General features: G+C 61.1%; 21 protein-coding genes. 14 read left to right on the top strand and 7 right to left on the bottom strand.

The genetic code is table 11. The features are described 5' to 3' along the window. Positions 1–52: 52 nt before the first annotated feature. From Q7W83_RS07080 to Q7W83_RS07070, 3 genes are all read right to left on the bottom strand, one after another. Positions 53–1,210, bottom strand: coding sequence for a cysteine desulfurase family protein (locus tag Q7W83_RS07080; RefSeq protein ID WP_150632165.1), 1,158 nt, complete (start codon positions 1,208–1,210; stop codon positions 53–55). A gap of 161 nt (positions 1,211–1,371) precedes the next feature. Beyond that, the gene (locus tag Q7W83_RS07075) at positions 1,372–1,986 is read right to left on the bottom strand and encodes a LysE family translocator (RefSeq protein WP_458377174.1); all 615 of its coding nucleotides are present in this window, start codon (positions 1,984–1,986) and stop codon (positions 1,372–1,374) included. Between the two features lie 98 nt (positions 1,987–2,084). Further along, positions 2,085–2,354, bottom strand: coding sequence for a hypothetical protein (locus Q7W83_RS07070; RefSeq protein ID WP_150632167.1), 270 nt, complete (start codon positions 2,352–2,354; stop codon positions 2,085–2,087). A 480-nt stretch (positions 2,355–2,834) separates the two neighbouring features. On the opposite strand from Q7W83_RS07070, the gene msuE reads away from it, so the two are divergent. From msuE to Q7W83_RS07050, 4 genes are all read left to right on the top strand, one after another. After that, positions 2,835–3,398, top strand: coding sequence for an FMN reductase (gene msuE / locus Q7W83_RS07065; protein WP_150632168.1), 564 nt, complete (start codon positions 2,835–2,837; stop codon positions 3,396–3,398). 10 nt (positions 3,399–3,408) lie between these two features. Continuing rightward, positions 3,409–4,554 carry an FMNH2-dependent alkanesulfonate monooxygenase gene (gene ssuD / locus Q7W83_RS07060; protein WP_150632169.1) on the top strand — a complete coding sequence of 382 codons (1,146 nt, stop codon included), beginning with the start codon at positions 3,409–3,411 and terminating at the stop codon, positions 4,552–4,554. 136 nt (positions 4,555–4,690) lie between these two features. Further along, complete coding sequence (locus Q7W83_RS07055) at positions 4,691–5,878, top strand: acyl-CoA dehydrogenase family protein (protein ID WP_473655836.1); 1,188 nt, start codon at positions 4,691–4,693, stop codon at positions 5,876–5,878. Positions 5,879–5,899: 21 nt separating this feature from the next. Further along, on the top strand, positions 5,900–7,003 hold the full coding sequence (locus Q7W83_RS07050; RefSeq protein WP_150632171.1) for a sigma-54 interaction domain-containing protein: 1,104 nt from the start codon (positions 5,900–5,902) through the stop codon (positions 7,001–7,003). Here the strand turns inward: Q7W83_RS07050 and Q7W83_RS07045 are convergent. After that, positions 7,000–7,365 carry an antibiotic biosynthesis monooxygenase gene (locus Q7W83_RS07045; protein ID WP_150632172.1) on the bottom strand — a complete coding sequence of 122 codons (366 nt, stop codon included), beginning with the start codon at positions 7,363–7,365 and terminating at the stop codon, positions 7,000–7,002. The two genes, Q7W83_RS07050 and Q7W83_RS07045, sit on opposite strands and share 4 nt — an antisense overlap. Before the next feature lie 94 nt (positions 7,366–7,459). On the opposite strand from Q7W83_RS07045, the gene soxR reads away from it, so the two are divergent. Beyond that, the gene (gene soxR, locus Q7W83_RS07040; protein WP_150632173.1) at positions 7,460–7,927 is read left to right on the top strand and encodes a redox-sensitive transcriptional activator SoxR; all 468 of its coding nucleotides are present in this window, start codon (positions 7,460–7,462) and stop codon (positions 7,925–7,927) included. Positions 7,928–8,012: 85 nt separating this feature from the next. On the opposite strand, the gene Q7W83_RS07035 is transcribed toward soxR, so the two are convergent. The 3 genes from Q7W83_RS07035 to Q7W83_RS07025 all read right to left on the bottom strand — a co-directional run bounded on the left by Q7W83_RS07035 (position 8,013) and on the right by Q7W83_RS07025 (position 10,739). Then, on the bottom strand, positions 8,013–8,783 hold the full coding sequence (locus Q7W83_RS07035) for a MetQ/NlpA family ABC transporter substrate-binding protein (RefSeq protein WP_150632174.1): 771 nt from the start codon (positions 8,781–8,783) through the stop codon (positions 8,013–8,015). A 73-nt stretch (positions 8,784–8,856) separates the two neighbouring features. Further along, positions 8,857–9,522 (bottom strand): methionine ABC transporter permease, encoded by a 666-nt coding sequence (locus Q7W83_RS07030; RefSeq protein ID WP_150632175.1) that lies wholly within the window; start codon positions 9,520–9,522, stop codon positions 8,857–8,859. A 2-nt stretch (positions 9,523–9,524) separates the two neighbouring features. Next, on the bottom strand, positions 9,525–10,739 hold the full coding sequence (locus Q7W83_RS07025) for an SfnB family sulfur acquisition oxidoreductase (protein ID WP_473655835.1): 1,215 nt from the start codon (positions 10,737–10,739) through the stop codon (positions 9,525–9,527). Positions 10,740–11,003: 264 nt separating this feature from the next. Between Q7W83_RS07025 and Q7W83_RS07020 the strand changes: the two genes are divergently transcribed. The 9 genes from Q7W83_RS07020 (at position 11,004) to Q7W83_RS06980 (ending at position 17,978) form a co-directional block, all read left to right on the top strand. Continuing rightward, on the top strand, positions 11,004–11,462 hold the full coding sequence (locus Q7W83_RS07020) for a VOC family protein (RefSeq protein ID WP_150635794.1): 459 nt from the start codon (positions 11,004–11,006) through the stop codon (positions 11,460–11,462). A 282-nt stretch (positions 11,463–11,744) separates the two neighbouring features. Next, positions 11,745–12,947 (top strand): PepSY-associated TM helix domain-containing protein, encoded by a 1,203-nt coding sequence (locus Q7W83_RS07015; protein WP_473655834.1) that lies wholly within the window; start codon positions 11,745–11,747, stop codon positions 12,945–12,947. Then, complete coding sequence (locus Q7W83_RS07010) at positions 12,944–13,486, top strand: thiamine pyrophosphate-binding protein (RefSeq protein WP_150632179.1); 543 nt, start codon at positions 12,944–12,946, stop codon at positions 13,484–13,486. Before Q7W83_RS07015 ends, Q7W83_RS07010 begins: the two co-directional genes overlap by 4 nt. After that, a complete protein-coding gene (locus Q7W83_RS07005) occupies positions 13,483–13,812 on the top strand; it encodes a hypothetical protein (protein WP_150632180.1) in 330 nt (109 codons plus the stop codon). Before Q7W83_RS07010 ends, Q7W83_RS07005 begins: the two co-directional genes overlap by 4 nt. Further along, entirely contained in the window at positions 13,809–14,381 is a 573-nt protein-coding gene (locus Q7W83_RS07000; RefSeq protein ID WP_473655833.1) for a DUF6162 family protein, read from the top strand. The genes Q7W83_RS07005 and Q7W83_RS07000 overlap by 4 nt, the downstream gene beginning before the upstream one ends. Before the next feature lie 35 nt (positions 14,382–14,416). Beyond that, on the top strand, positions 14,417–15,343 hold the full coding sequence (locus tag Q7W83_RS06995; RefSeq protein ID WP_150632182.1) for a metal ABC transporter substrate-binding protein: 927 nt from the start codon (positions 14,417–14,419) through the stop codon (positions 15,341–15,343). After that, positions 15,340–16,176: a metal ABC transporter ATP-binding protein gene (locus Q7W83_RS06990; RefSeq protein WP_150632183.1), complete on the top strand. Its 837-nt coding sequence runs from the start codon at positions 15,340–15,342 to the stop codon at positions 16,174–16,176. The genes Q7W83_RS06995 and Q7W83_RS06990 overlap by 4 nt, the downstream gene beginning before the upstream one ends. Continuing rightward, a complete protein-coding gene (locus Q7W83_RS06985; protein WP_046049213.1) occupies positions 16,176–17,075 on the top strand; it encodes a metal ABC transporter permease in 900 nt (299 codons plus the stop codon). The genes Q7W83_RS06990 and Q7W83_RS06985 overlap by 1 nt, the downstream gene beginning before the upstream one ends. Further along, positions 17,076–17,978 (top strand): metal ABC transporter substrate-binding protein, encoded by a 903-nt coding sequence (locus Q7W83_RS06980; RefSeq protein WP_473655832.1) that lies wholly within the window; start codon positions 17,076–17,078, stop codon positions 17,976–17,978. Positions 17,979–18,074 lie beyond the last annotated feature (96 nt).

The raw sequence follows: 18,074 nt of genomic DNA, 5'->3' as shown, positions 1-18,074 counted from the left end.
TAATCACTTCATCATTATTGTTGAGTGCCGATCAACGTCGGCACTTAAGGCCTTATTGCCAGAATGCCGGAGCACTGGCGCAGACCGACTTAATCAGTTGGGCCGCCTGATCGATGTCCTGCTCGGTGGTGAAACGTCCCAGGCTCAAGCGAATGGTGCGGCCCGCCGAGCGAGCGTCATGCCCCAGTGCCAGCAGCACATGGGACGGAGCATTGCTCGCGGAGTTGCAGGCCGAAGTCGCGGAAAACGCGATCGAGGCGCTCAACGCCGCGGAATTGAACTCACCTTCGCTGAAGGTCAGGCTCAAGGTGTGAGGGATGCGCTGGGTCGCACTGCCATTGAGGCGAACGCCGGGAATACTCAGCAGGTGTTCAAGCAAGCGCTCCCGCAGACGCGCGATAGTGGCTTTCTCTTCATCGAACAGTTGCGCGGCCAAGGCGAACGCCACGCCCATGGCAGCAATCTGGTGCGTCGCGAGGGTCCCGGAGCGCAAGCCACCTTCATGGCCTCCACCGTGAATCTGTGCCTGCAAACGCTGTTGCGCTCGAGGCCCGACATACAGCGCGCCGATGCCTTTGGGACCATAGATCTTGTGCGCCGAAAACGACATCAGGTCCACCGGCAAGTGCGCCAGGTCGATCGCCACTTTTCCCGCGCCCTGAGCGGCGTCGACATGGAACAACGCCTCGCGGGCCCGCACGACCTCGCCGATGGCCGCGATGTCATTGACCGTGCCCAATTCGTTATTGACCAGCATCAGCGACACCAGAAAGGTGTCCTCGCGCAGCGCTTCGCTGACCGCTTGCGGGGTAATCAAACCTTGCGCGTCGGGCACCAGATACGTCACGGCAACGCCGGCATCCTGCAATTGCTTCGCGGTGTCGAGAATTGCCTTGTGTTCGATCTGGCTGGTGATGATGTGGCCGCCGGACACTCCGCGCGCCTGGGCTACGCCCTTGAGGGCGAGGTTATTCGATTCGGTAGCGCCGGAAGTCCAGACGATCTGCTCCGCTTGCGCACCCACGAGTGCGGCAACTTGCAGTCGCGCCTGCTCGACCGATTGCCGGGCCTGTTGGCCGAATGCATGGGAGCTGGACGCAGGATTGCCGAAATTCCCGGCAAACCCCAGACACTCGACCATGACCTTGATGACCCGCTCATCCACCGGCGTGGTGGCGGCGTAGTCGAAATACAACGGACGTTTATTCATAAAAGACTCGCAGAGCTTGTTCCGGGATCAGGTGCTGGGAACCAGTCAACCAGCAATACCTGATCGGATGCGTAATAGAAGTACGACTTCATTGAAAAGTGCGTAGGAACGCTCCTGAAGTCGAGCTTAACAGGCATCGGGCAACCGGATGAAGCAATGCGTCAGCTAAAGCTTTCGAGCAACAACGGATACAGCGAAACCACCAGCAACGCGGCCATGCCCCAATTGAACACGCGCAACCAGCGGCGGTCCTTGAGCACATTGCGCAGCAGTGTGCCGCACGCGGCCCAGACGCCGACGCTCGGCAGGTTGATCACGGCGAAAACCGCCGCAATCACGATGACGTTGGTGAAATAGCCCTGCATCGGCGTGTAGGTGCTGATTGCACCGATGGCCATGATCCAGGCCTTGGGGTTGACCCACTGAAACGCTGCCGCGCCGAGGTAGCTGATCGGTTTGCTTTCACCGTTATCACCATCGGATACCGGCCCGGAATGCGCGATTTTCCATGCCAGGTACAGCAAATACGCCGCGCCGACGTAGCGCAGCACGGTGTAGAGCAACGGATAGGTTTGAAACACCGCGCCCAGACCAAAACCCACCGCCACCACGAGCACAAAAAAGCCGCAGGTTATGCCAAGCATGTGGGGGATGGTGCGGTTAAAGCCGAAGTTCACGCCCGATGCCAGCAACATGGTGTTGTTCGGACCAGGGGTGATCGAGGTAACGAGGGCAAACAGGGCGAAGCCCAGCAGCAGATCGAACGAGAGCGTCATCGGTGGCAGTCCATCAGGGTCAGTCAGGTATTGACCCTATCGCACACCTTCAGCGAAACCCATGGACAGTTGGGTGAAACTTCGAGCGGTACAGTCGCTCAGCTTGGGCGGCCGTGCAGTTGAACAGCGCGCTCGGCATTCATTTCGCCTTGTTTGTCGAAACGGAAAGATTTCTGCGGCTGACCGAGCAATGCGGCTTTTTGCGCATGGTACTCATCGAAAGACAAACCGCGACGATTCAGCGATTCCAACGCCAGTTGCCGGGTTTCTTCAGCGGTGTAAGGCCGCAACTCCGGGGACACGTGGCTGGCACATCCGGCGAGAACGGAGACCGCGAGCAGCAAGAAAGTGGCGATTAGAGGTTTCATGATGTGGCGTCCTGGCATCTGGGTTCGGGGCAATGAACACAGGCTACTCGCGCCTTTGGATGGGCAGAAATCAACGCGCTCGATAGTGGGTATTGAGGCTGGATCACTCCCCCTTGTAGGAGCCGGCTTGCTGGCGATGACGGCCGTAAAACACTGCATTGCTCAAGGGCGTCTTCGCCGGCAAGCCGGCCCCTACAAAACCGCTCATATTCATTAATGATCTATAAATATCAATCAATGATCTTTTGAGGAATAACAAACAACCTTTATAACAACCCCATCGCCGCAAACAACTGTTGCCCACGCAACTGTTTGCCAGGCAACAGTCATTCAACAAACAGTCCTTAAAATCGAACAGCACGCAGGCATCAATACGCTGCAAGCCACGCAAAACGTGGGCTCGATGGATTGGTACAGCTCTTGCTCAAGCCCTGTGACTACTCACTGCTCGCTGAGCAACTGTTTAAAAAGGAACTGATCATGTCGCGTCCATTGAAAGTCGTTGCCCTCTCCGGCGGTACCTGGCGTCCGTCCCGCACGTTGGTGCTGACCCAGGCGCTGTTGGCCGAACTGGCCGAGCAATTGCCGATCGAGAGCAAGCTGATCGAACTGGGAGACATCGCCCGGCCACTGGGCGCTGCACTGTCGCGTCAGGAACTGAGCGCCGACATCGAAGCCGAGCTGCAAGCCATCGAGCACGCTGATCTGCTGATCGTCGCCGCGCCGGTTTATCGCGGCTCCTACCCGGGCCTGCTTAAACACCTCTTCGACCTGATCGACTTGAACGCGCTGATTGATACGCCGGTACTGCTCGCTGCCACCGGTGGCAGCGAACGGCATGCGCTGGTGCTCGATCATCAACTGCGGCCGCTGTTCAGTTTCTTCCAGGCGCTGACCCTGCCGATCGGCGTCTACGCCACCGAAGCCGATTTCGCCAATTACCAAATAACCAGTGAGCCCTTGAAGGCCCGCATTCGTCTTGCTGCAGAACGCGCAGCGCCGTTGTTCGGCGTGCACCCCAAAAATCTGCTGAAAATCGCTTAAGGATCTCTTCATGGATGTTTTCTGGTTTCTGCCGACCCACGGCGATGGCCACTACCTGGGCACCACGCAGGGCGCTCGCCCGGTGACGCTCAACTATCTGAAACAAGTGGCTCAGGCCGCTGACAGCCTCGGCTACCACGGCGTGCTGATTCCCACCGGGCGTTCCTGCGAGGATTCGTGGGTGATCGCCTCGGCGCTGGTGCCGTTGACCGAGCGCCTGCGCTATCTGGTGGCGATTCGTCCGGGGATTATTTCGCCGACGGTCTCGGCGCGCATGGCCGCGACCCTGGATCGTCTGTCCAACGGCCGCTTGCTGATCAACGTAGTGACCGGTGGCGACCCGGACGAAAACCGTGGCGACGGGATCTTCCTCGATCACAGCGAACGCTATGAAGTCACCGACGAATTCCTGCACATCTGGCGTCGCGTGCTGCAAGGCGAAGCGGTGGATTTCGAAGGCAAACACCTGCAGGTGCAAAACGCCAAAGCCCTTTATCCGCCGGTGCAGAAACCCTATCCACCGTTGTACTTCGGTGGTTCGTCCGAAGCCGCCCATGAACTCGCCGCCGAGCAGGTTGATGTCTACCTGACCTGGGGCGAACCACCGGCCGCCGTCGCGGAAAAACTCGCCGATGTGCGTGAGCGCGCGGCACGCAACGGGCGCACGGTGAAGTTCGGGATTCGCTTGCACGTGATCGTTCGCGAGACGGCCGAAGAGGCGTGGAAAGCCGCCGACAAACTGATCGAACACATCAGCGACGAGACCATCGCCGCGGCGCAAAAGTCGTTCTCGCGCTTCGACTCCGAAGGCCAGCGGCGCATGGCGGCGTTGCATGACGGACGTCGCGACAACCTGGAAATCGCCCCCAACCTGTGGGCCGGTGTCGGCCTGGTGCGCGGCGGTGCCGGCACGGCGCTGGTGGGTGATCCGCAGCAAGTGGCGGCGCGCATCAAGGAATACGCGGACTTGGGGATCGAGAGCTTCATCTTCTCCGGTTATCCACACCTCGAAGAGGCGTATCGCTTTGCCGAGTTGGTGTTCCCGCTGTTGCCTGAACCGTACGCGAGCCTGGCGGGGCGCGGTGTCACCAACCTCACCGGGCCGTTTGGCGAAATGATCGCCAATGATGTGCTGCCCGCCAAAGCCACGGCCTGACCACCCAATACCTGTGGGAGCGAGCCTGCTCGCGAAAGCGTCCGTACCGTCGACACTGATGTTGAATGTACCGGCCCCTTCGCGAGCAGGCTCGCTACCACAGCGGATTGGTGCTGAATTCACTGAGGAACCCCGCGTGACTGCCAAGCCGCTAAGCGCCCTGATATCCCCCTTGCAAACCGCCCGCCAGTTGGCTGCCGAGTTTGCCTTGACCGCGGTCGAGCGCGACGAACGTGGCGGTACGCCGAAAGCCGAGCGTGACGCCCTGCGCCGCAGCGGCCTGCTCGCCTTGAGCATTCCCACCCAGTACGGCGGCCTCGGCGCCAGCTGGAGTGAAACCCTGACCATCGTGCGCGAGTTCGCCAAGGTCGACAGTTCGATCGCCCACGTCTTCGGTTTTCATCACCTGATGCTCGCCACCGTGCGCCTGTTCGCCCGGTCCGAGCAGTGGCAGCCGTGGTTCGAACAGACCGCGCGCAAGAACTGGTTCTGGGGCAATGCCCTCAACCCGCTGGACACCCGCACCGTGGTGAAAAAACTCAGCGGCTGGCGCGAGTTTTCCGGCAAGAAAAGTTTCTGCTCCGGCGCCAGCGATTCGGAAATGCTGATTGCCTCGGCGGTGGACGAAAACGCCGGCGGCAAGCTGTTGATCGCCGCGATCCCCAGCGGCCGCAGCGGCATCACCCTGCACGACGACTGGAACAACATGGGTCAGCGCCAGACCGACAGCGGCAGCGCTTCGTTCGAACGGGTGCGGGTCGAAGAATCGGAATTGCTGCTCGACCCGGGTCCGCTGAGCACACCGTTCGCCTGCCTGCGGCCATTGATCGCGCAGCTGACGTTCACCCACATGTTCCTCGGCATTGCCGAAGGCGCCTTCGAGGAAGCGCGGCAATACACCCTCACCGAAACCCGCCCGTGGCACAAATCCAGTGCGCAGGATGTGCGCCAGGACCCGTATGTCCTCAGCCATTACGGCGAATTCTGGGTCGCACTTGAAGGCGTTCGCTTGCTGGTGGAACGCGCCGCCGACCTGCTCGACAAGGCGTGGGCGAAAGGCCCGAACCTCAGTGCCGAAGAACGCGGTCACCTGGCCACCGCCATCGCCACGGCCAAGGTCGCCGCCACCCGCAACGGCCTTGAACTCTGCAGCCGGCTGTTCGAAGTGACCGGCGCGCGCTCGACTCACGCCTCACTGCGACTGGACCGCCACTGGCGCAACCTGCGCACGCAAACCCTGCACGACCCGGTGGATTACAAACTCCATGAACTGGGCGACTGGGCATTGAACCAGTCCCTGCCGATTCCGACTTTCTATTCATAGCCTTCTCATGGAGCCTGCCCCATGCAACTGCTGACCTTACCGCCCTCGCCCGCCCTGGCCACGTCGATCCGCGCCACGGCGCAGGTGTTCGAAGACCCGAAATCCCAGGCCTTGCTCGCCCACATCCAACAAGTCGCGCCCAGCGAAGCCAGCGTGCTGATCATTGGCGAAACCGGCACTGGCAAAGAGTTGGTGGCGCGACATATCCACAACCTCAGCGCCCGGCGTAACCGACCGTTCGTGGCGGTGAACTGCGGTGCGTTCTCCGAATCCCTGGTCGAGGCCGAGTTGTTCGGCCACGAAAAAGGTGCGTTCACCGGTGCCTTGAGCGCCAAGGCCGGCTGGTTCGAAGAGGCCGATGGCGGCACCTTGTTCCTCGATGAAATCGGTGATCTGCCGATGGCGATTCAGGTGAAATTGCTGCGGGTGTTGCAGGAGCGCGAAGTGGTGCGCCTGGGTTCGCGCAAGAGCATTCCGATCAACGTGCGGGTCCTCGCGGCGACCAACGTGCAACTGGAAAAAGCCATCAACGCCGGGCATTTCCGCGAAGACCTGTATTACCGCCTCGACGTGGTCAGCCTGGAACTGAGCCCGCTGCGTGATCGCCCCGGCGACATCCTGCCGCTGACCCGTCACTTCGTCGAAGCCTACAGTCAGCGCCTAGGCTACGGCACCATCACCATCAGCAAAGACGCTGAACTGAAACTGCGCAGTTACAGTTGGCCGGGGAACATCCGCGAGCTGGAAAACGTCATTCACCACACCCTGCTGATTTGCCGGAACGGCGTGATCGAGCGCGATGACTTGCGGCTGTCGAACATGCGCATCGAGCGTCAGGACGACTACCACAGCCAACTCGACGATTCCCCGGAAGCCCTGCTCGACCGGGCCTTTCAGAAGCTGTTCGAGGAACAGGCCGGCGCGCTGCACGAGAAAGTCGAGGACGCCTTGCTGCGTGCGGCTTACCGTTTCAGCCATTACAACCAGGTGCACACCGCCGCGCTGCTGGGCTTGAGCCGCAACGTCACGCGCACACGCCTGATCAAGATCGGTGAGCTGGCGGTGAACAAACGCCGCCCCACGGAAAACGTGCAGGGCGAGCGCTTGATGCAACTCTCGATCTAAGCCACCAGATTGCAGTGCAGCGCGTTGTCGTGGCTGCGCTCCAGACTGTGCAGCACCTGGAACGAGCCGAAGGTCACGGTTTTCGCCTGATGGGCGCGGATCAGTTGCCAGAAATCCTGCTCGCCGCTTTCAAAACTCTGAAACGCGGCTTCCCCCGCCTCACGCGATTGCCATTGCAGGTAATTGAGCACCCGCCGGCCATCGTCGCTGGCCTGGATGCTCGCGCTGAGAAAACCGCTGTAGCGCTGAGCCAGGCGTTCGGTTTGTAACGACAGCGCCGAGACCAGTGCGGGCTGCTGATGGGGTTCGATCTCGAATTCGATCAATTGGGTGAAGCTGCGATTTTTCTCTGGTGCTTGCATGAAAAGTCCCCACTGACGTGTCAGGCGGATCTTGCGATCCGAAGGCCTGCAGGGTAAAACCTTGAGTTAACTAGAGGTCAAGGGCATTTTTCACATGATCACCTCGGAACACCTGCATCAAGAACTGACCGTCGGCCAGGTCGCCGCCCGCAGCGGCGTGGCGGTCACGGCGCTGCACTTTTATGAATCCAAAGGGCTGATCAAAAGCAATCGCAATCAGGGCAACCAGCGGCGTTATCCACGGGAAGTATTGCGGCGGGTGGCGCTGATCAAAGTCGCACAGCGCCTGGGGATTCCGTTGGCGGAGATTGGTGAGGCGTTGAAAACCCTGCCGGATAACCGGGCGCCGACGGCGGCGGACTGGAAGGTGTTGTCGGCGCAATGGAGTCGCGAGCTGGATGAGCGGATCAATCAGTTGACCTTGCTGCGGGACAAGCTCAATGGCTGTATCGGCTGTGGGTGTTTGTCGATGGAGGCGTGTCCGTTGCGCAATTTTGGGGACGTGTTGGGGGAACAGGGGCCGGGCGCGCAGCTTCTTGAATCGGGGACAGATCCTAAATAACGGCGCGGCCATCACGGGCAAGCCCGACACAAAACCTGTGGGAGCGTGTGTTGCCCGCGATGGCGTCCTGTCTATCAACGAAAATTTAGAACCCCGGCGCAATCTGCCCTTTGTAACGGGTCAGGATGAACTGGCGGACCTCGTCGGAATTCAACGCCTTGGCCAGTTTCTGCAAACCCGGGTCGTTGATGTTGTCCGGCCGGGCCACCAGAAACTCGATGTACAGGCTCTTGCCCTTCTCGACGATCAACGCGCTGTTGGTGTCGATCCCCGCTTCCAGGGCGTAGTTGGCGAACACGAACGCCAGGTCCACCTGGCTCACCGAACGCGCCAGCAACGCGCCTTCCAGTTCACGGATTTTCAGGTGCTTGGGGTTTTCCGCGATGTCGCGCGGAGTGGCCAGGGTATTGATCGGGTCCTTGAGTTTGATCAGCCCGGCCTCGTGCAGCAGCACCAGCGCGCGGCCGGTGTTCACCGGGTCGTTAGGGATGGACACGGTGGCGCCATCCTTCAGCTCGGTAATGTTTTTGATTTTGGTCGAATAAGCCCCGAACGGCTCGATGTGCACGCCGACCACTGGCACCAGATCGGTGTGGCGGGTTTTGTTGTAGTCATCGAGAAACGGCCGGTACTGGTAATAGTTGGCGTCAAGGTTCTTCAGCGCAAGCTGCTGGTTGGGCTGGATGAAATCAGTGAAGACCTTGATGTCCAGGTCCACGCCTTCCTTGGCCAGGGTTGGTTTGACGAACTCGAGGATCTCCGCGTGCGGCACCGGCGTGGCACCGACGGTGAGTTTTTCGTTGGCGTGAACGCTTAACGAGACGAGGGCAGCCAGAATGGCCAGGGTCTTTTTCATGTTGTGCTCCTAGGCAGATTGAGTGGCCGTCGTGGGGTGGACGTGGGCCTGCGTGTTTTTTTGAGTCGAATATTTATCGTCGGCTGTACCGCGCCACCAACCGGTCGCCGGTCATTTGCAGGGCCTGGACCAGAATCAGTAAAAGCACCACGGTGACCACCATCACGTCAGTCTGGAACCGCTGGTAGCCGTAGCGGATCGCCAGGTCGCCCAGACCGCCGCCGCCAATCACCCCGGCCATCGCCGTGTAATCCACCAGCACAATCGCGGTCACGGTGACCGCCGCCAGCAACCCGCCGCGAGCCTCGGGCAACAAGGTGTGACGGATGATTTGCCAGGTGGTGCCGCCCATGGCCTGGGTCGCTTCCACGACGCCGCGATCGACTTCGCGCAAGGCGGTTTCCACCAGCCGCGCGAAGAACGGCGTGCAACCGACCACCAGCGGCGGAATGGTCCCCGGCACGCCCAGCGAAGTGCCGACCAGCAGCGTGGTCAGCGGAATCAACACAATCAGCAAAATGATGAACGGCAGCGAACGCAGCATGTTCACGATGACCGACAACACCCGGTAAACGCCGATGGCTTCGTGCAACTGGCGCTTACCGGTGAGGAACAGCACCACGCCCAGCGGCAACCCCAACAGCACGGTAAAACCGAGGGCCGCACCGAGCATGCTCAACGTGTCGAGACAGGCCTGGCCGATGTCGGCCCAGTAAATGTTTTTGAACAGTTCGGCCATGATCAGGACCAGTCGTGGCGCGGCGGTTTCACGCCGTTGAGCAGCCAGTTGCCGACCACGTGGTATTTCCAGCGCACAGGATCATGCAGGGTGTGCACGCGAGCGTTGCGCCAGTGCCGGTCGAAGTTGTGCTTCTTCAGGGTCGAACGGGTGCCGCCGAGTTCGAACAGCTTGTTGCTGGCTTCGATGGCGATTTCGGTGGTCAGCACTTTGGCCTTCGCGACGGCGAGGGACGCGTGGGCGACGTTGTCTTCATCGGGCGCCGAACGTGCCGCATCCAGCGCCCAACCGGCGCGCTCCAGCAGGGCTTCGGCGGCTTCCAGGCGAATCTCCAGGCCGCCGACCTGAATGATGGTCAACGGATCTTCGCTGGCCTTTTCCACCCCGGCATCGATCCATGGCCTTGCGAATTGCTGAACGAAGGCGATGGTGTCGCGCAGCGCTGCGCGGGCGATTCCGGCGTCGATGGCGGCGGTGGTCAGTTGCGCGAACGGACCGGCCAGAGTCGGGCTTTCATAGGAGCGCCAAGTCGGGAACACGTTGAACGCCGGGACGTGCAGGTCCTCGGCCAGCACGGTGCCGCTGGAGGTGGTGCGCTGACCGATGCTGTCCCAGTCGTCGACGATCACCAGCCCTGGGGTGCCGCGTTCGACGAAGGACAACTGGCCTTTCAGCTCTTCATCCAGCGCCAGCACCGCCAGCCAGTGGGCGTAAAGCGAACCGGTGCAATAGCCCTTGCGGCCGTTGATCACATGGCCGTCACCATAGCGGCGGATGGTCGCCTGAATGTCCTGCACGTTCTTGCCGCCGGTTTCCGACAAGGCATTGGCGAACCGATGTCCTTGCAACGCCAGGCCGAAGAAGTGCGCCTGCTGCTCGGGCGTGCCTTGCAGGCGGATGTCTTCCAGCAGGCAATAGTGGTTTTGCGGGATTTGGCCCAGCGACGGATCGGCCGCCGAGATGATCGCGATGACCTGCGCCAGCACCGCGTATGACACCTGCGCGCCACCGAATGCTTTCGGCACGCTGATGCCCCACAAGCCACTGTTGGAATACAGATCGACGATCTCGGCTGGCACCTGGCGCGTGCGGTCGCGCTCGGCGTCCTGTTCCAGCAGGACCAAAGCGACGCGCTCGGCCACGCGCAAGGCTTCGGCTTCATCGGCGATCCGATGGGCGGCCGGCGGGCTGATCGGATAAACGGCAGATTCAGGCATATGTCTCTCGGCAACAGTGTTTACCGGAGGACATTGCAGCTTCTGTGCCTGACCGCCTCGGCCAGTGTTTTCGGGTAGTTGCGGGGTTTTCAACAGCCTTGCAATGAGAAACCCGAGCATTCTGTTGCTTCACTGTTTATGGCCGAACAGTGGCGCTGCTGCTCGTCGGGCACTCGGTTGCGTAAAAGCCGCTGACCTATAGTTATCCGGCCGGAATCGGCGAAGGACTATCTTCAACCAGAACAATAGACAGGGAGAATCGTCATGAGCGTCAAACCCATTCCAGAGGGTTATCACAGCATCACCCCCTATCTGGGCATTCAAAAAGCGGCCGAAGCCATCGAGTTCTACAAGAAAGCGTTCGGCGCAACCGAAGTCATGCGCCTGTCCATGCCCGACGGCAGCATCGGTCACGCCGAACTGCGCATCGGCGACTGCCCGATCATGCTCGGCACGCCGTGCGATCAGGGGCCGTTGAGCAATCCCGATAAATCACCGTCCGTGGGCTTGCACCTGTATGTGAACGATGTGGACACGTCTTACAAGCAGGCCATTGCGGCCGGCGCCACGGTGGTGTCCGAGGTCAAGGATCAGTTTTACGGCGACCGTTCGGGAACGTTGAAAGATCCGTATGGGCATTTGTGGTTTCTGGCCACGCGCAAGGAGGATTTGACCCAGGAGCAGATTGAGCAGCGGGCGCAGGAGATGTTTAAGCAGGGTTGAGATCTTCCGTACCTGACCAGGCCCCATCACGGGCAAACCACGCTCCCACAGGTTTTGTGTGCGCCGCAGATCAACTGTGGGAGCTTGCCCGCGCCCACAGTTAACTGCATTCACGGAACGCGAAACATTTACTTTCATATCCCGGTTCGGGATTTCTGATTCTCATTCGTCTTATATAGATGCAGACGGTTCGCGTAGGCAAAAGCCACGACCGTACTTTTCATGGACCCCACGCTGGGAAGCCCGCAGCAGAGGCCCTCTCATCGATACAAGACCTTAATCATGTCGAAGAAATCCCGTTCAAAACTCTGGTTTCTGGTCCATAGCTGGCTGGCACTGCCCATCTGGTTTTTTGTCCTGATCGTTTGTGTGACCGGCACGCTGGCGGTGATCAGCCAGGAAATCGTCTGGCTGGCCAACCCGCAAATGCGCGCCAGCCAACCCTCCGATGATGCGCCGCTGTTGAGCTATGACCAGCTCATTGCCGCGATCAAGCAGGCCGAACCGCAGATCCTGGTCGAGAGCATCAGCCGACCTGACGAAACGCATTTCGCCCTGGATGTGGAAGTGACCTACCCCGACGGCCGCTCGGTGGTGGTGTACGTCAACCCGTACAGCGGCGTGATCCAGGGTACGGCCCCGCAATTCAACTTCAGAGCCTTCACCCGCGCCTTGCATGGCTGGTGGCTGGTGCCGTTCACCAATGGCTACAGTTGGGGCTGGTACCTGGTGTCGTTCCTCAGCCTGCCGCTGCTGGCTTCACTGATTACCGGGTTGGTGGTCTACAAGCGCTTCTGGAAAGGTTTTTTGCGACCGACCCTGCGCATTCGTCATGGCGCACGGATTTTCTGGGGCGACTTTCACCGCCTCAGCGGCATCTGGTCGATCTGGTTCATCGCGGTAATTTCCGTGACCAGCACCTGGTTCCTGATCGAAGCGTTCATGTTCGATAACCAGATCACGATTTCCACCGCCCCGGTGGCGCCCGTGGTCCCGCGAGAGAGCGTGCCCCTCACCGCCGATGGTTCGCCGGCACCGATGATCAGCCTGGAAACGGCGATCCGTGAAGCGAAAGCACGTATTCCCGGCCTCGAAGACAGCTTCGTCAGCCTGCCCGCCAATGCCTACAGCTACCTCTCGGTGGGCGGCCGCAGTTGGTATCCGCTGATGTTCCAGACTGCTGAAATCAATCCGTACACCGGCGACGTCGCCGTCACCCGCCTGCTCTCGGACCGCTCGGGGCTGGAGCTGGTGACCGAATCAATGCGGCCGCTGCACACCGGTGATTTCGGCGGGATCTGGATCAAGCTGATCTGGTTCTTCTTCGGTCTGCTCCTGAGCATGATGGTCCTCAGCGGACTGCTGATCTGGACCAAGCGCACCGCCCTGGCCACCGCCAATGCGCTCAAGCGCAGCAACAAACGTCCCCGCGCTGCCGATGCCACTCAAGTCACGAGCCGCGACAGCGCGGAGGTCAGCCCATGAGCCTGTTCGCCGCCGAAAAACCGGGCTCCAGACTGAGCCGCTTCTGGCACAAATGGCGCTTCCACATCAACGTCCTGCTGTTGCTCGTGCCCCTGGGCTTTATGCCCAAGTACTTTGCCGATGCCGCCCTCTTTCGCGGGGACACCGGCCTGGGTGAGCGGGAAATCGGGGAAGTTCAGGTCGGGCCGTGGAGTCTGCGCCTGGCGGAATTTCGCAACGAAGCACCGCGGCCCGATGGCCCGGCCGGTTACATGAAGAGTTTCAACGCGGCGCTGTGCGACAGCTGCCGCGAGCAGGTCAAGGCGACTTACCTGCGCATCGGCAAACCGCGCAGCCTGCGCGCCGCCGGGGTGATTTTCTTCGGCACACCATACCGCATGGGCGCCATGCTGCCGATCCCGGAAAAAACCAAGGCCGACGCCGAGCTGTGGATCACCATGGAAGGCTGGGACGGCGCGATGCATCAAGCCTCCATCCCGCTGAGCCAGGCATCCCCCGCCACCCTTGAGTGGCTGACCAAACAAGGAGGCAAACCATGAGCAACGCCTTTCGCCCTCTCCACGCTGTTTTGCTGGTGCTGTGCGTCGGCTTCAGCGCCAGCGCCCTGGCCCACAACCCGATGTGCGAGTGCAAGGCCATCGACGCCGAGCAGATCCAGTGCACCGGCGGTTTCTCCGACGGCAGCGGCGCACCGGGCGTGACCCTGGATGTGATCGGCTACGACGAAACCATTCTGGTGCCGGGCAAGCTCGGGGCCGATTCCAAGTTGACCTTCAAGAAGCCCAGCGCCGAGTTTTACGTGCTGTTCGACGCCGGTCCCGGCCACGTTGTCGAGATCGACCAAGCGGACATCGAAGCCCCATGAGTACACCCACTACGCACGTCGTCCGCCCGGCCGGTGCCGGCCATGAAACCCTGTATGTGTTGCTGTTGTGCCTGATGATTCTGGCGGTCGCCGGTTCGGTGGTCGCCTGGCGTCATGAGTCCCAGGAAACCAGTAACGTCAGCAGCCATCAACTGGATGCCCGCCGCGACCTGAGCGCTTCCGAGCAAGGCATCTACGCCGATTTGCGGGTGACGCTGGACGAGATTCACCTGCTGCGTCAGGAACAGCAAACCCTGCCAACGCCCGAAGTTCTCGCCGACGAGGGTTTTGCGCCGTTTGCCCAGGACGCCAGTTCCGTCAGCCGTGGCGCTCATGCCTGGCAATTGCTCGACGCCAAGGCGTATTTCGGTCAGAGCCAGACGCCCGCCGTGGCCGGATCGTTTCTGATGCGCCTGACCGCCGACGATGATGCGCCTGACATCTGGCTCAACCGCGCCGCCGACCTCAAAGCCCCGATCGACATGGCCGACACCGCGCTGGAAAGCGCTGGCTGGCAGCAGATCGTCGCGCAATTCGATGCCGGCGTGACCCGCCAGCACCGGCACTGAACCCTCGCCTTCACCCGAGAGAAGACCGCTTTCCCATGCCAATTTCATCTCAACGTTCTTACTTGCGCCCGCTGCTGGTCGGCCTGCTTGCCTTGCTGCTGACCCCACTGGCCAGTGCCGACGAAGCCAAGCGCCTGCGCATCGGTATCACCCTGCACCCTTATTACAGCTACGTGGCCAACATCGTCGGCGACAAGGCCGAAGTGGTGCCGCTGATTCCGGCCGGTTTCAACCCGCATGCCTACGAGCCCCGCGCCGAAGACATCAAGCGCATCAGCGGGCTGGACGTGGTCGTGCTCAATGGCGTCGGCCATGACGACTTCGCGGACCGCATGATCGCTGCCAGCGAAACGCCGAACGTTACGGTGATCGAAGCCAACGAAAACGTACCGCTGTTGGCGGCCACCGGCACGGCCGCGCGCGGAGCCGGCAAGGTGGTGAACCCGCACACGTTCCTGTCGATCAGTGCCTCGATTGCTCAGGTCAACAACATTGCCCGTGAACTCGGCAAGCTCGACCCGGACAACGCCAAGACCTACACCCAGAACGCTCGCGCCTATGGCAAACGCCTGCGGCAGATGCGCGCCGACGCCCTGGCGAAACTGACCCAGGCGCCGAATGCCGAACTGCGGGTGGCCACGGTTCACGCGGCCTACGACTACCTGTTGCGTGAATTCGGCCTGGAAGTGACCGCCGTGGTCGAGCCGGCGCACGGCATCGAGCCGAGCCCGAGCCAGTTGAAAAAGACCATCGATCAACTGCGCGAACTGGATGTGAAAGTGATCTTCTCGGAGATGGATTTCCCGTCTACCTACGTCGAGACCATCCAGCGCGAATCCGGGGTGAAGCTGTACCCGCTGTCGCACATTTCCTATGGCGAATACACCGCCGACAAGTACGAAAAGGAAATGACCGGCAACCTCAACACCGTGGTCCGGGCGATTCAGGAGTCTGGCGCATGACGGCTAAAGAAACCCTCAGCGAATCCCCTGTGGAAGCGAGCCTGCTCGCGAAAGCGTCAGGTCAGTCCGCACATTCGTTAAATGACACAGCGCCTTCGCTGGCAAGCCAGCTCCCACAGGTTTCGGGACCGACGCTGGATTTTGCGGAGGTCAGCTTGACGCTGGGCCGCACGACGATCCTCGACCAGGTCACGTTTCAGGTCCAGCCCGGCAGCGTGCATGCGCTGGTCGGCCCCAATGGGGGCGGCAAGAGTTCGTTGATCAAGACCCTGCTCGGGCAGATGCCGCATCAGGGTCGCTTGAGCCTGCAATGGCCTGGCGAACCCGGCACCATCGGCTACGTGCCGCAAGCGCTGGAGTTTGATCGCGGCTTGCCGATGACCGTCGACGACTTCATGGCCGCCATGTGTCAGCGACGCCCGGCGTTTCTCGGGTTGAGCAAGCATTACGCGGCGGCGATTGGTGAAGCGCTGGAGCGGGTCGGCCTGCAGGACAAGCGCAAACGGCGCATGGGCGCCCTGTCCGGCGGCGAGCGTCAGCGCGTGTTGCTGGCGCAGGGGCTGATTCCGGCACCGCAGTTGCTGGTGCTCGATGAACCGATGTCGGCCCTCGACGAGGCGGGCATTCAGGTGTTCGAACGGTTGCTCGGTGACTGGCGTCAGAGCGGGATTACCGTGCTGTGGATCGAGCATGATCTGGAAGCGGTCGGACGTCTGGCGGACCGCGTTACCGGTCTCAATCGCCGGGTGTTGTTCGATGCCACGCCGAAACAGGCACTGACCCCAGACCGTTTGCTGACCCTGTTCTCGACCCATCCACGGAGCGCTGCCTGATGAGTTACGAAGCCTTTCGTTTGATGGTTCAAGGCTGGGCATCTTCAGGTTATCTGCCTGAAGCGCTGGCCTATGGATTCGTGGTCAACGCCCTGCTCGCCGGTTTGCTGATCGGCCCGGTACTCGGTGGTTTGGGCACGCTGGTGGTGGTCAAGCGCTTCGCGTTTTTCTCTGAAGCGGTGGGTCACGCGGCACTGACGGGCGTGGCCATCGGCATTCTGCTCGGCGAGCCCTACACCGGGCCATATGGCAGCCTGTTCGGTTACTGCCTGTTGTTCGGCATTTTGCTCAATTACCTGCGCAACCGTACGGGTCTGGCGCCGGATACATTGATCGGTGTGTTCCTGTCGGTGTCGTTGGCGCTGGGCGCGAGTCTGCTGCTGATTCTGGCGGGCAAGATCAACGTGCACATTCTGGAGAACGTCCTGTTCGGCTCGGTGCTGACGGTCAACGGTAATGATCTGCTGGTGTTGGCCATCGTCGGTTCGCTGGTCATGGCGCTGGCGTTGCCGCTGTACAACCGCATCATGCTCGCCAGTTTCAACCCGCAACTGGCGGCGGTGCGCGGCGTGGCGGTGAAGACCCTGGATTACCTGTTCGTGATTCTGGTGACGCTGATCACTGTGGCGGCGGTGAAAGTCATCGGTGCGATTCTGGTCGGTGCATTGCTGGTGATTCCGGCAGCAGCGGCGCGGTTGCTCAGCCAGTCGCTGAAGGGTTTCTTCTGGTGTTCGGTGCTGATCGCCACGGTCAGCACGCTGTGCGGGATTCTTGCGCCGATTGTCTTCGACCTGCCGATCCCCTCCGGTGCCGCGATCATTCTGGTGGCCGGTATCGCCTTCGCCCTCGCCGCCATTGCGCGCGGTGTCGTACCAAGTCTGAAAGGGAATATTGGATAAATGTCATTTTCTCTGCGTCAACTGACCCTGGCCGTTGCCCTGTGCGGGCTGGTTAATACCTCGTTTGCGGCAGACAGCGCCAAGCCGCTGCAGGTGCTGGCGTCCCTGCCGATCACTTATGGTTTGGGCGAGGTGTTGCTCAAGGGCACTAACGTCAACCTTGAACGGGCGGCGCCGGCGAACTTGCCCGGCAGCCGTCAGACCGCTTATTTCACCGGGCGTGGCGCGCCGGCGCTGGCGAAACTGGCGACGGACGCCGATGCGGTGATTGGTCTGCGTTCGTTGTGGGCGGATGATCCGCTGTACCCGATCGCCCGGCGCAGCAACATTCGCATTGTCGAAGTCGACGCCGCGCGCCCGGTGGACGGCGCCCTGCCCGGCATCGCCGTGCAGCCGGGCAACAAGGTCGATGGCTTGAACAGTCAGCCGTGGTTTTCCAGCAACAACATGGGGCGCATGGCAGACGTGATGGCGGCGGACCTGGTGCGCCTGGCCCCTGCTGCAAAGCCTGTGATCGAGGCAAACCTGGCGGCGCTCAAGCAGCGCTTGCTCAAGTTCAGTGCCGACAGCGAAGCGCGGCTGGCCAGTGCCGATAATCTGAGTGTGATGAGCCTGAGCGATCATTTTGGCTATCTGATTGGGGGGCTCAACCTGGAGCTGATCGGCCTCGATGCGCGGCCGGATGCCGAGTGGACACCGGAAGCGTTGAAGCAATTGGGCGTGACGCTGAAGGACAATGATGTGGCGGTGGTGTTGCATCATCGGCAGCCTTCGGAGGCGGTGAAAGCGGTGATTAATGAGGCCGGTAGCCGGTTGGTGGTGTTGAGTTTGGATGCGGAGGATCCGGTGGGTGAGCTGGAGGGGAATGTGGATTTGGTGATTAAGGGGTTGAGTGGGGCGTAGCTGGCCAATTTTTTCGGGCTTACATATCCGTTGCTGCGGTAACGGCGGCTATTGGTTCCGCCTTTACGGCGGCACCGCAAGGCGGCCTACCGGCCT

Source organism: Pseudomonas sp. 300, assembly GCF_055803035.1.
This window is presented reverse-complemented; position numbering and strand designations above follow the sequence as displayed.

Bases quoted from the DNA above. Each gene is read 5' to 3' on its own strand.
- Q7W83_RS07080 (WP_150632165.1), bottom strand. From the start codon at position 1,210: ATGAATAAACGTCCGTTGTATTTCGACTACGCCGCCACCACGCCGGTG.
- Q7W83_RS07075 (WP_458377174.1), bottom strand. From the start codon at position 1,986: ATGACGCTCTCGTTCGATCTGCTGCTGGGCTTCGCCCTGTTTGCCCTC.
- Q7W83_RS07070 (WP_150632167.1), bottom strand. From the start codon at position 2,354: ATGAAACCTCTAATCGCCACTTTCTTGCTGCTCGCGGTCTCCGTTCTC.
- msuE (WP_150632168.1), top strand. From the start codon at position 2,835: ATGTCGCGTCCATTGAAAGTCGTTGCCCTCTCCGGCGGTACCTGGCGT.
- ssuD (WP_150632169.1), top strand. From the start codon at position 3,409: ATGGATGTTTTCTGGTTTCTGCCGACCCACGGCGATGGCCACTACCTG.
- Q7W83_RS07050 (WP_150632171.1), top strand. From the start codon at position 5,900: ATGCAACTGCTGACCTTACCGCCCTCGCCCGCCCTGGCCACGTCGATC.
- Q7W83_RS07045 (WP_150632172.1), bottom strand. From the start codon at position 7,365: ATGCAAGCACCAGAGAAAAATCGCAGCTTCACCCAATTGATCGAATTC.
- soxR (WP_150632173.1), top strand. From the start codon at position 7,460: ATGATCACCTCGGAACACCTGCATCAAGAACTGACCGTCGGCCAGGTC.
- Q7W83_RS07035 (WP_150632174.1), bottom strand. From the start codon at position 8,783: ATGAAAAAGACCCTGGCCATTCTGGCTGCCCTCGTCTCGTTAAGCGTT.
- Q7W83_RS07030 (WP_150632175.1), bottom strand. From the start codon at position 9,522: ATGGCCGAACTGTTCAAAAACATTTACTGGGCCGACATCGGCCAGGCC.
- Q7W83_RS07025 (WP_473655835.1), bottom strand. From the start codon at position 10,739: ATGCCTGAATCTGCCGTTTATCCGATCAGCCCGCCGGCCGCCCATCGG.
- Q7W83_RS07020 (WP_150635794.1), top strand. From the start codon at position 11,004: ATGAGCGTCAAACCCATTCCAGAGGGTTATCACAGCATCACCCCCTAT.
- Q7W83_RS07015 (WP_473655834.1), top strand. From the start codon at position 11,745: ATGTCGAAGAAATCCCGTTCAAAACTCTGGTTTCTGGTCCATAGCTGG.
- Q7W83_RS07010 (WP_150632179.1), top strand. From the start codon at position 12,944: ATGAGCCTGTTCGCCGCCGAAAAACCGGGCTCCAGACTGAGCCGCTTC.
- Q7W83_RS07005 (WP_150632180.1), top strand. From the start codon at position 13,483: ATGAGCAACGCCTTTCGCCCTCTCCACGCTGTTTTGCTGGTGCTGTGC.
- Q7W83_RS07000 (WP_473655833.1), top strand. From the start codon at position 13,809: ATGAGTACACCCACTACGCACGTCGTCCGCCCGGCCGGTGCCGGCCAT.
- Q7W83_RS06995 (WP_150632182.1), top strand. From the start codon at position 14,417: ATGCCAATTTCATCTCAACGTTCTTACTTGCGCCCGCTGCTGGTCGGC.
- Q7W83_RS06990 (WP_150632183.1), top strand. From the start codon at position 15,340: ATGACGGCTAAAGAAACCCTCAGCGAATCCCCTGTGGAAGCGAGCCTG.
- Q7W83_RS06985 (WP_046049213.1), top strand. From the start codon at position 16,176: ATGAGTTACGAAGCCTTTCGTTTGATGGTTCAAGGCTGGGCATCTTCA.
- Q7W83_RS06980 (WP_473655832.1), top strand. From the start codon at position 17,076: ATGTCATTTTCTCTGCGTCAACTGACCCTGGCCGTTGCCCTGTGCGGG.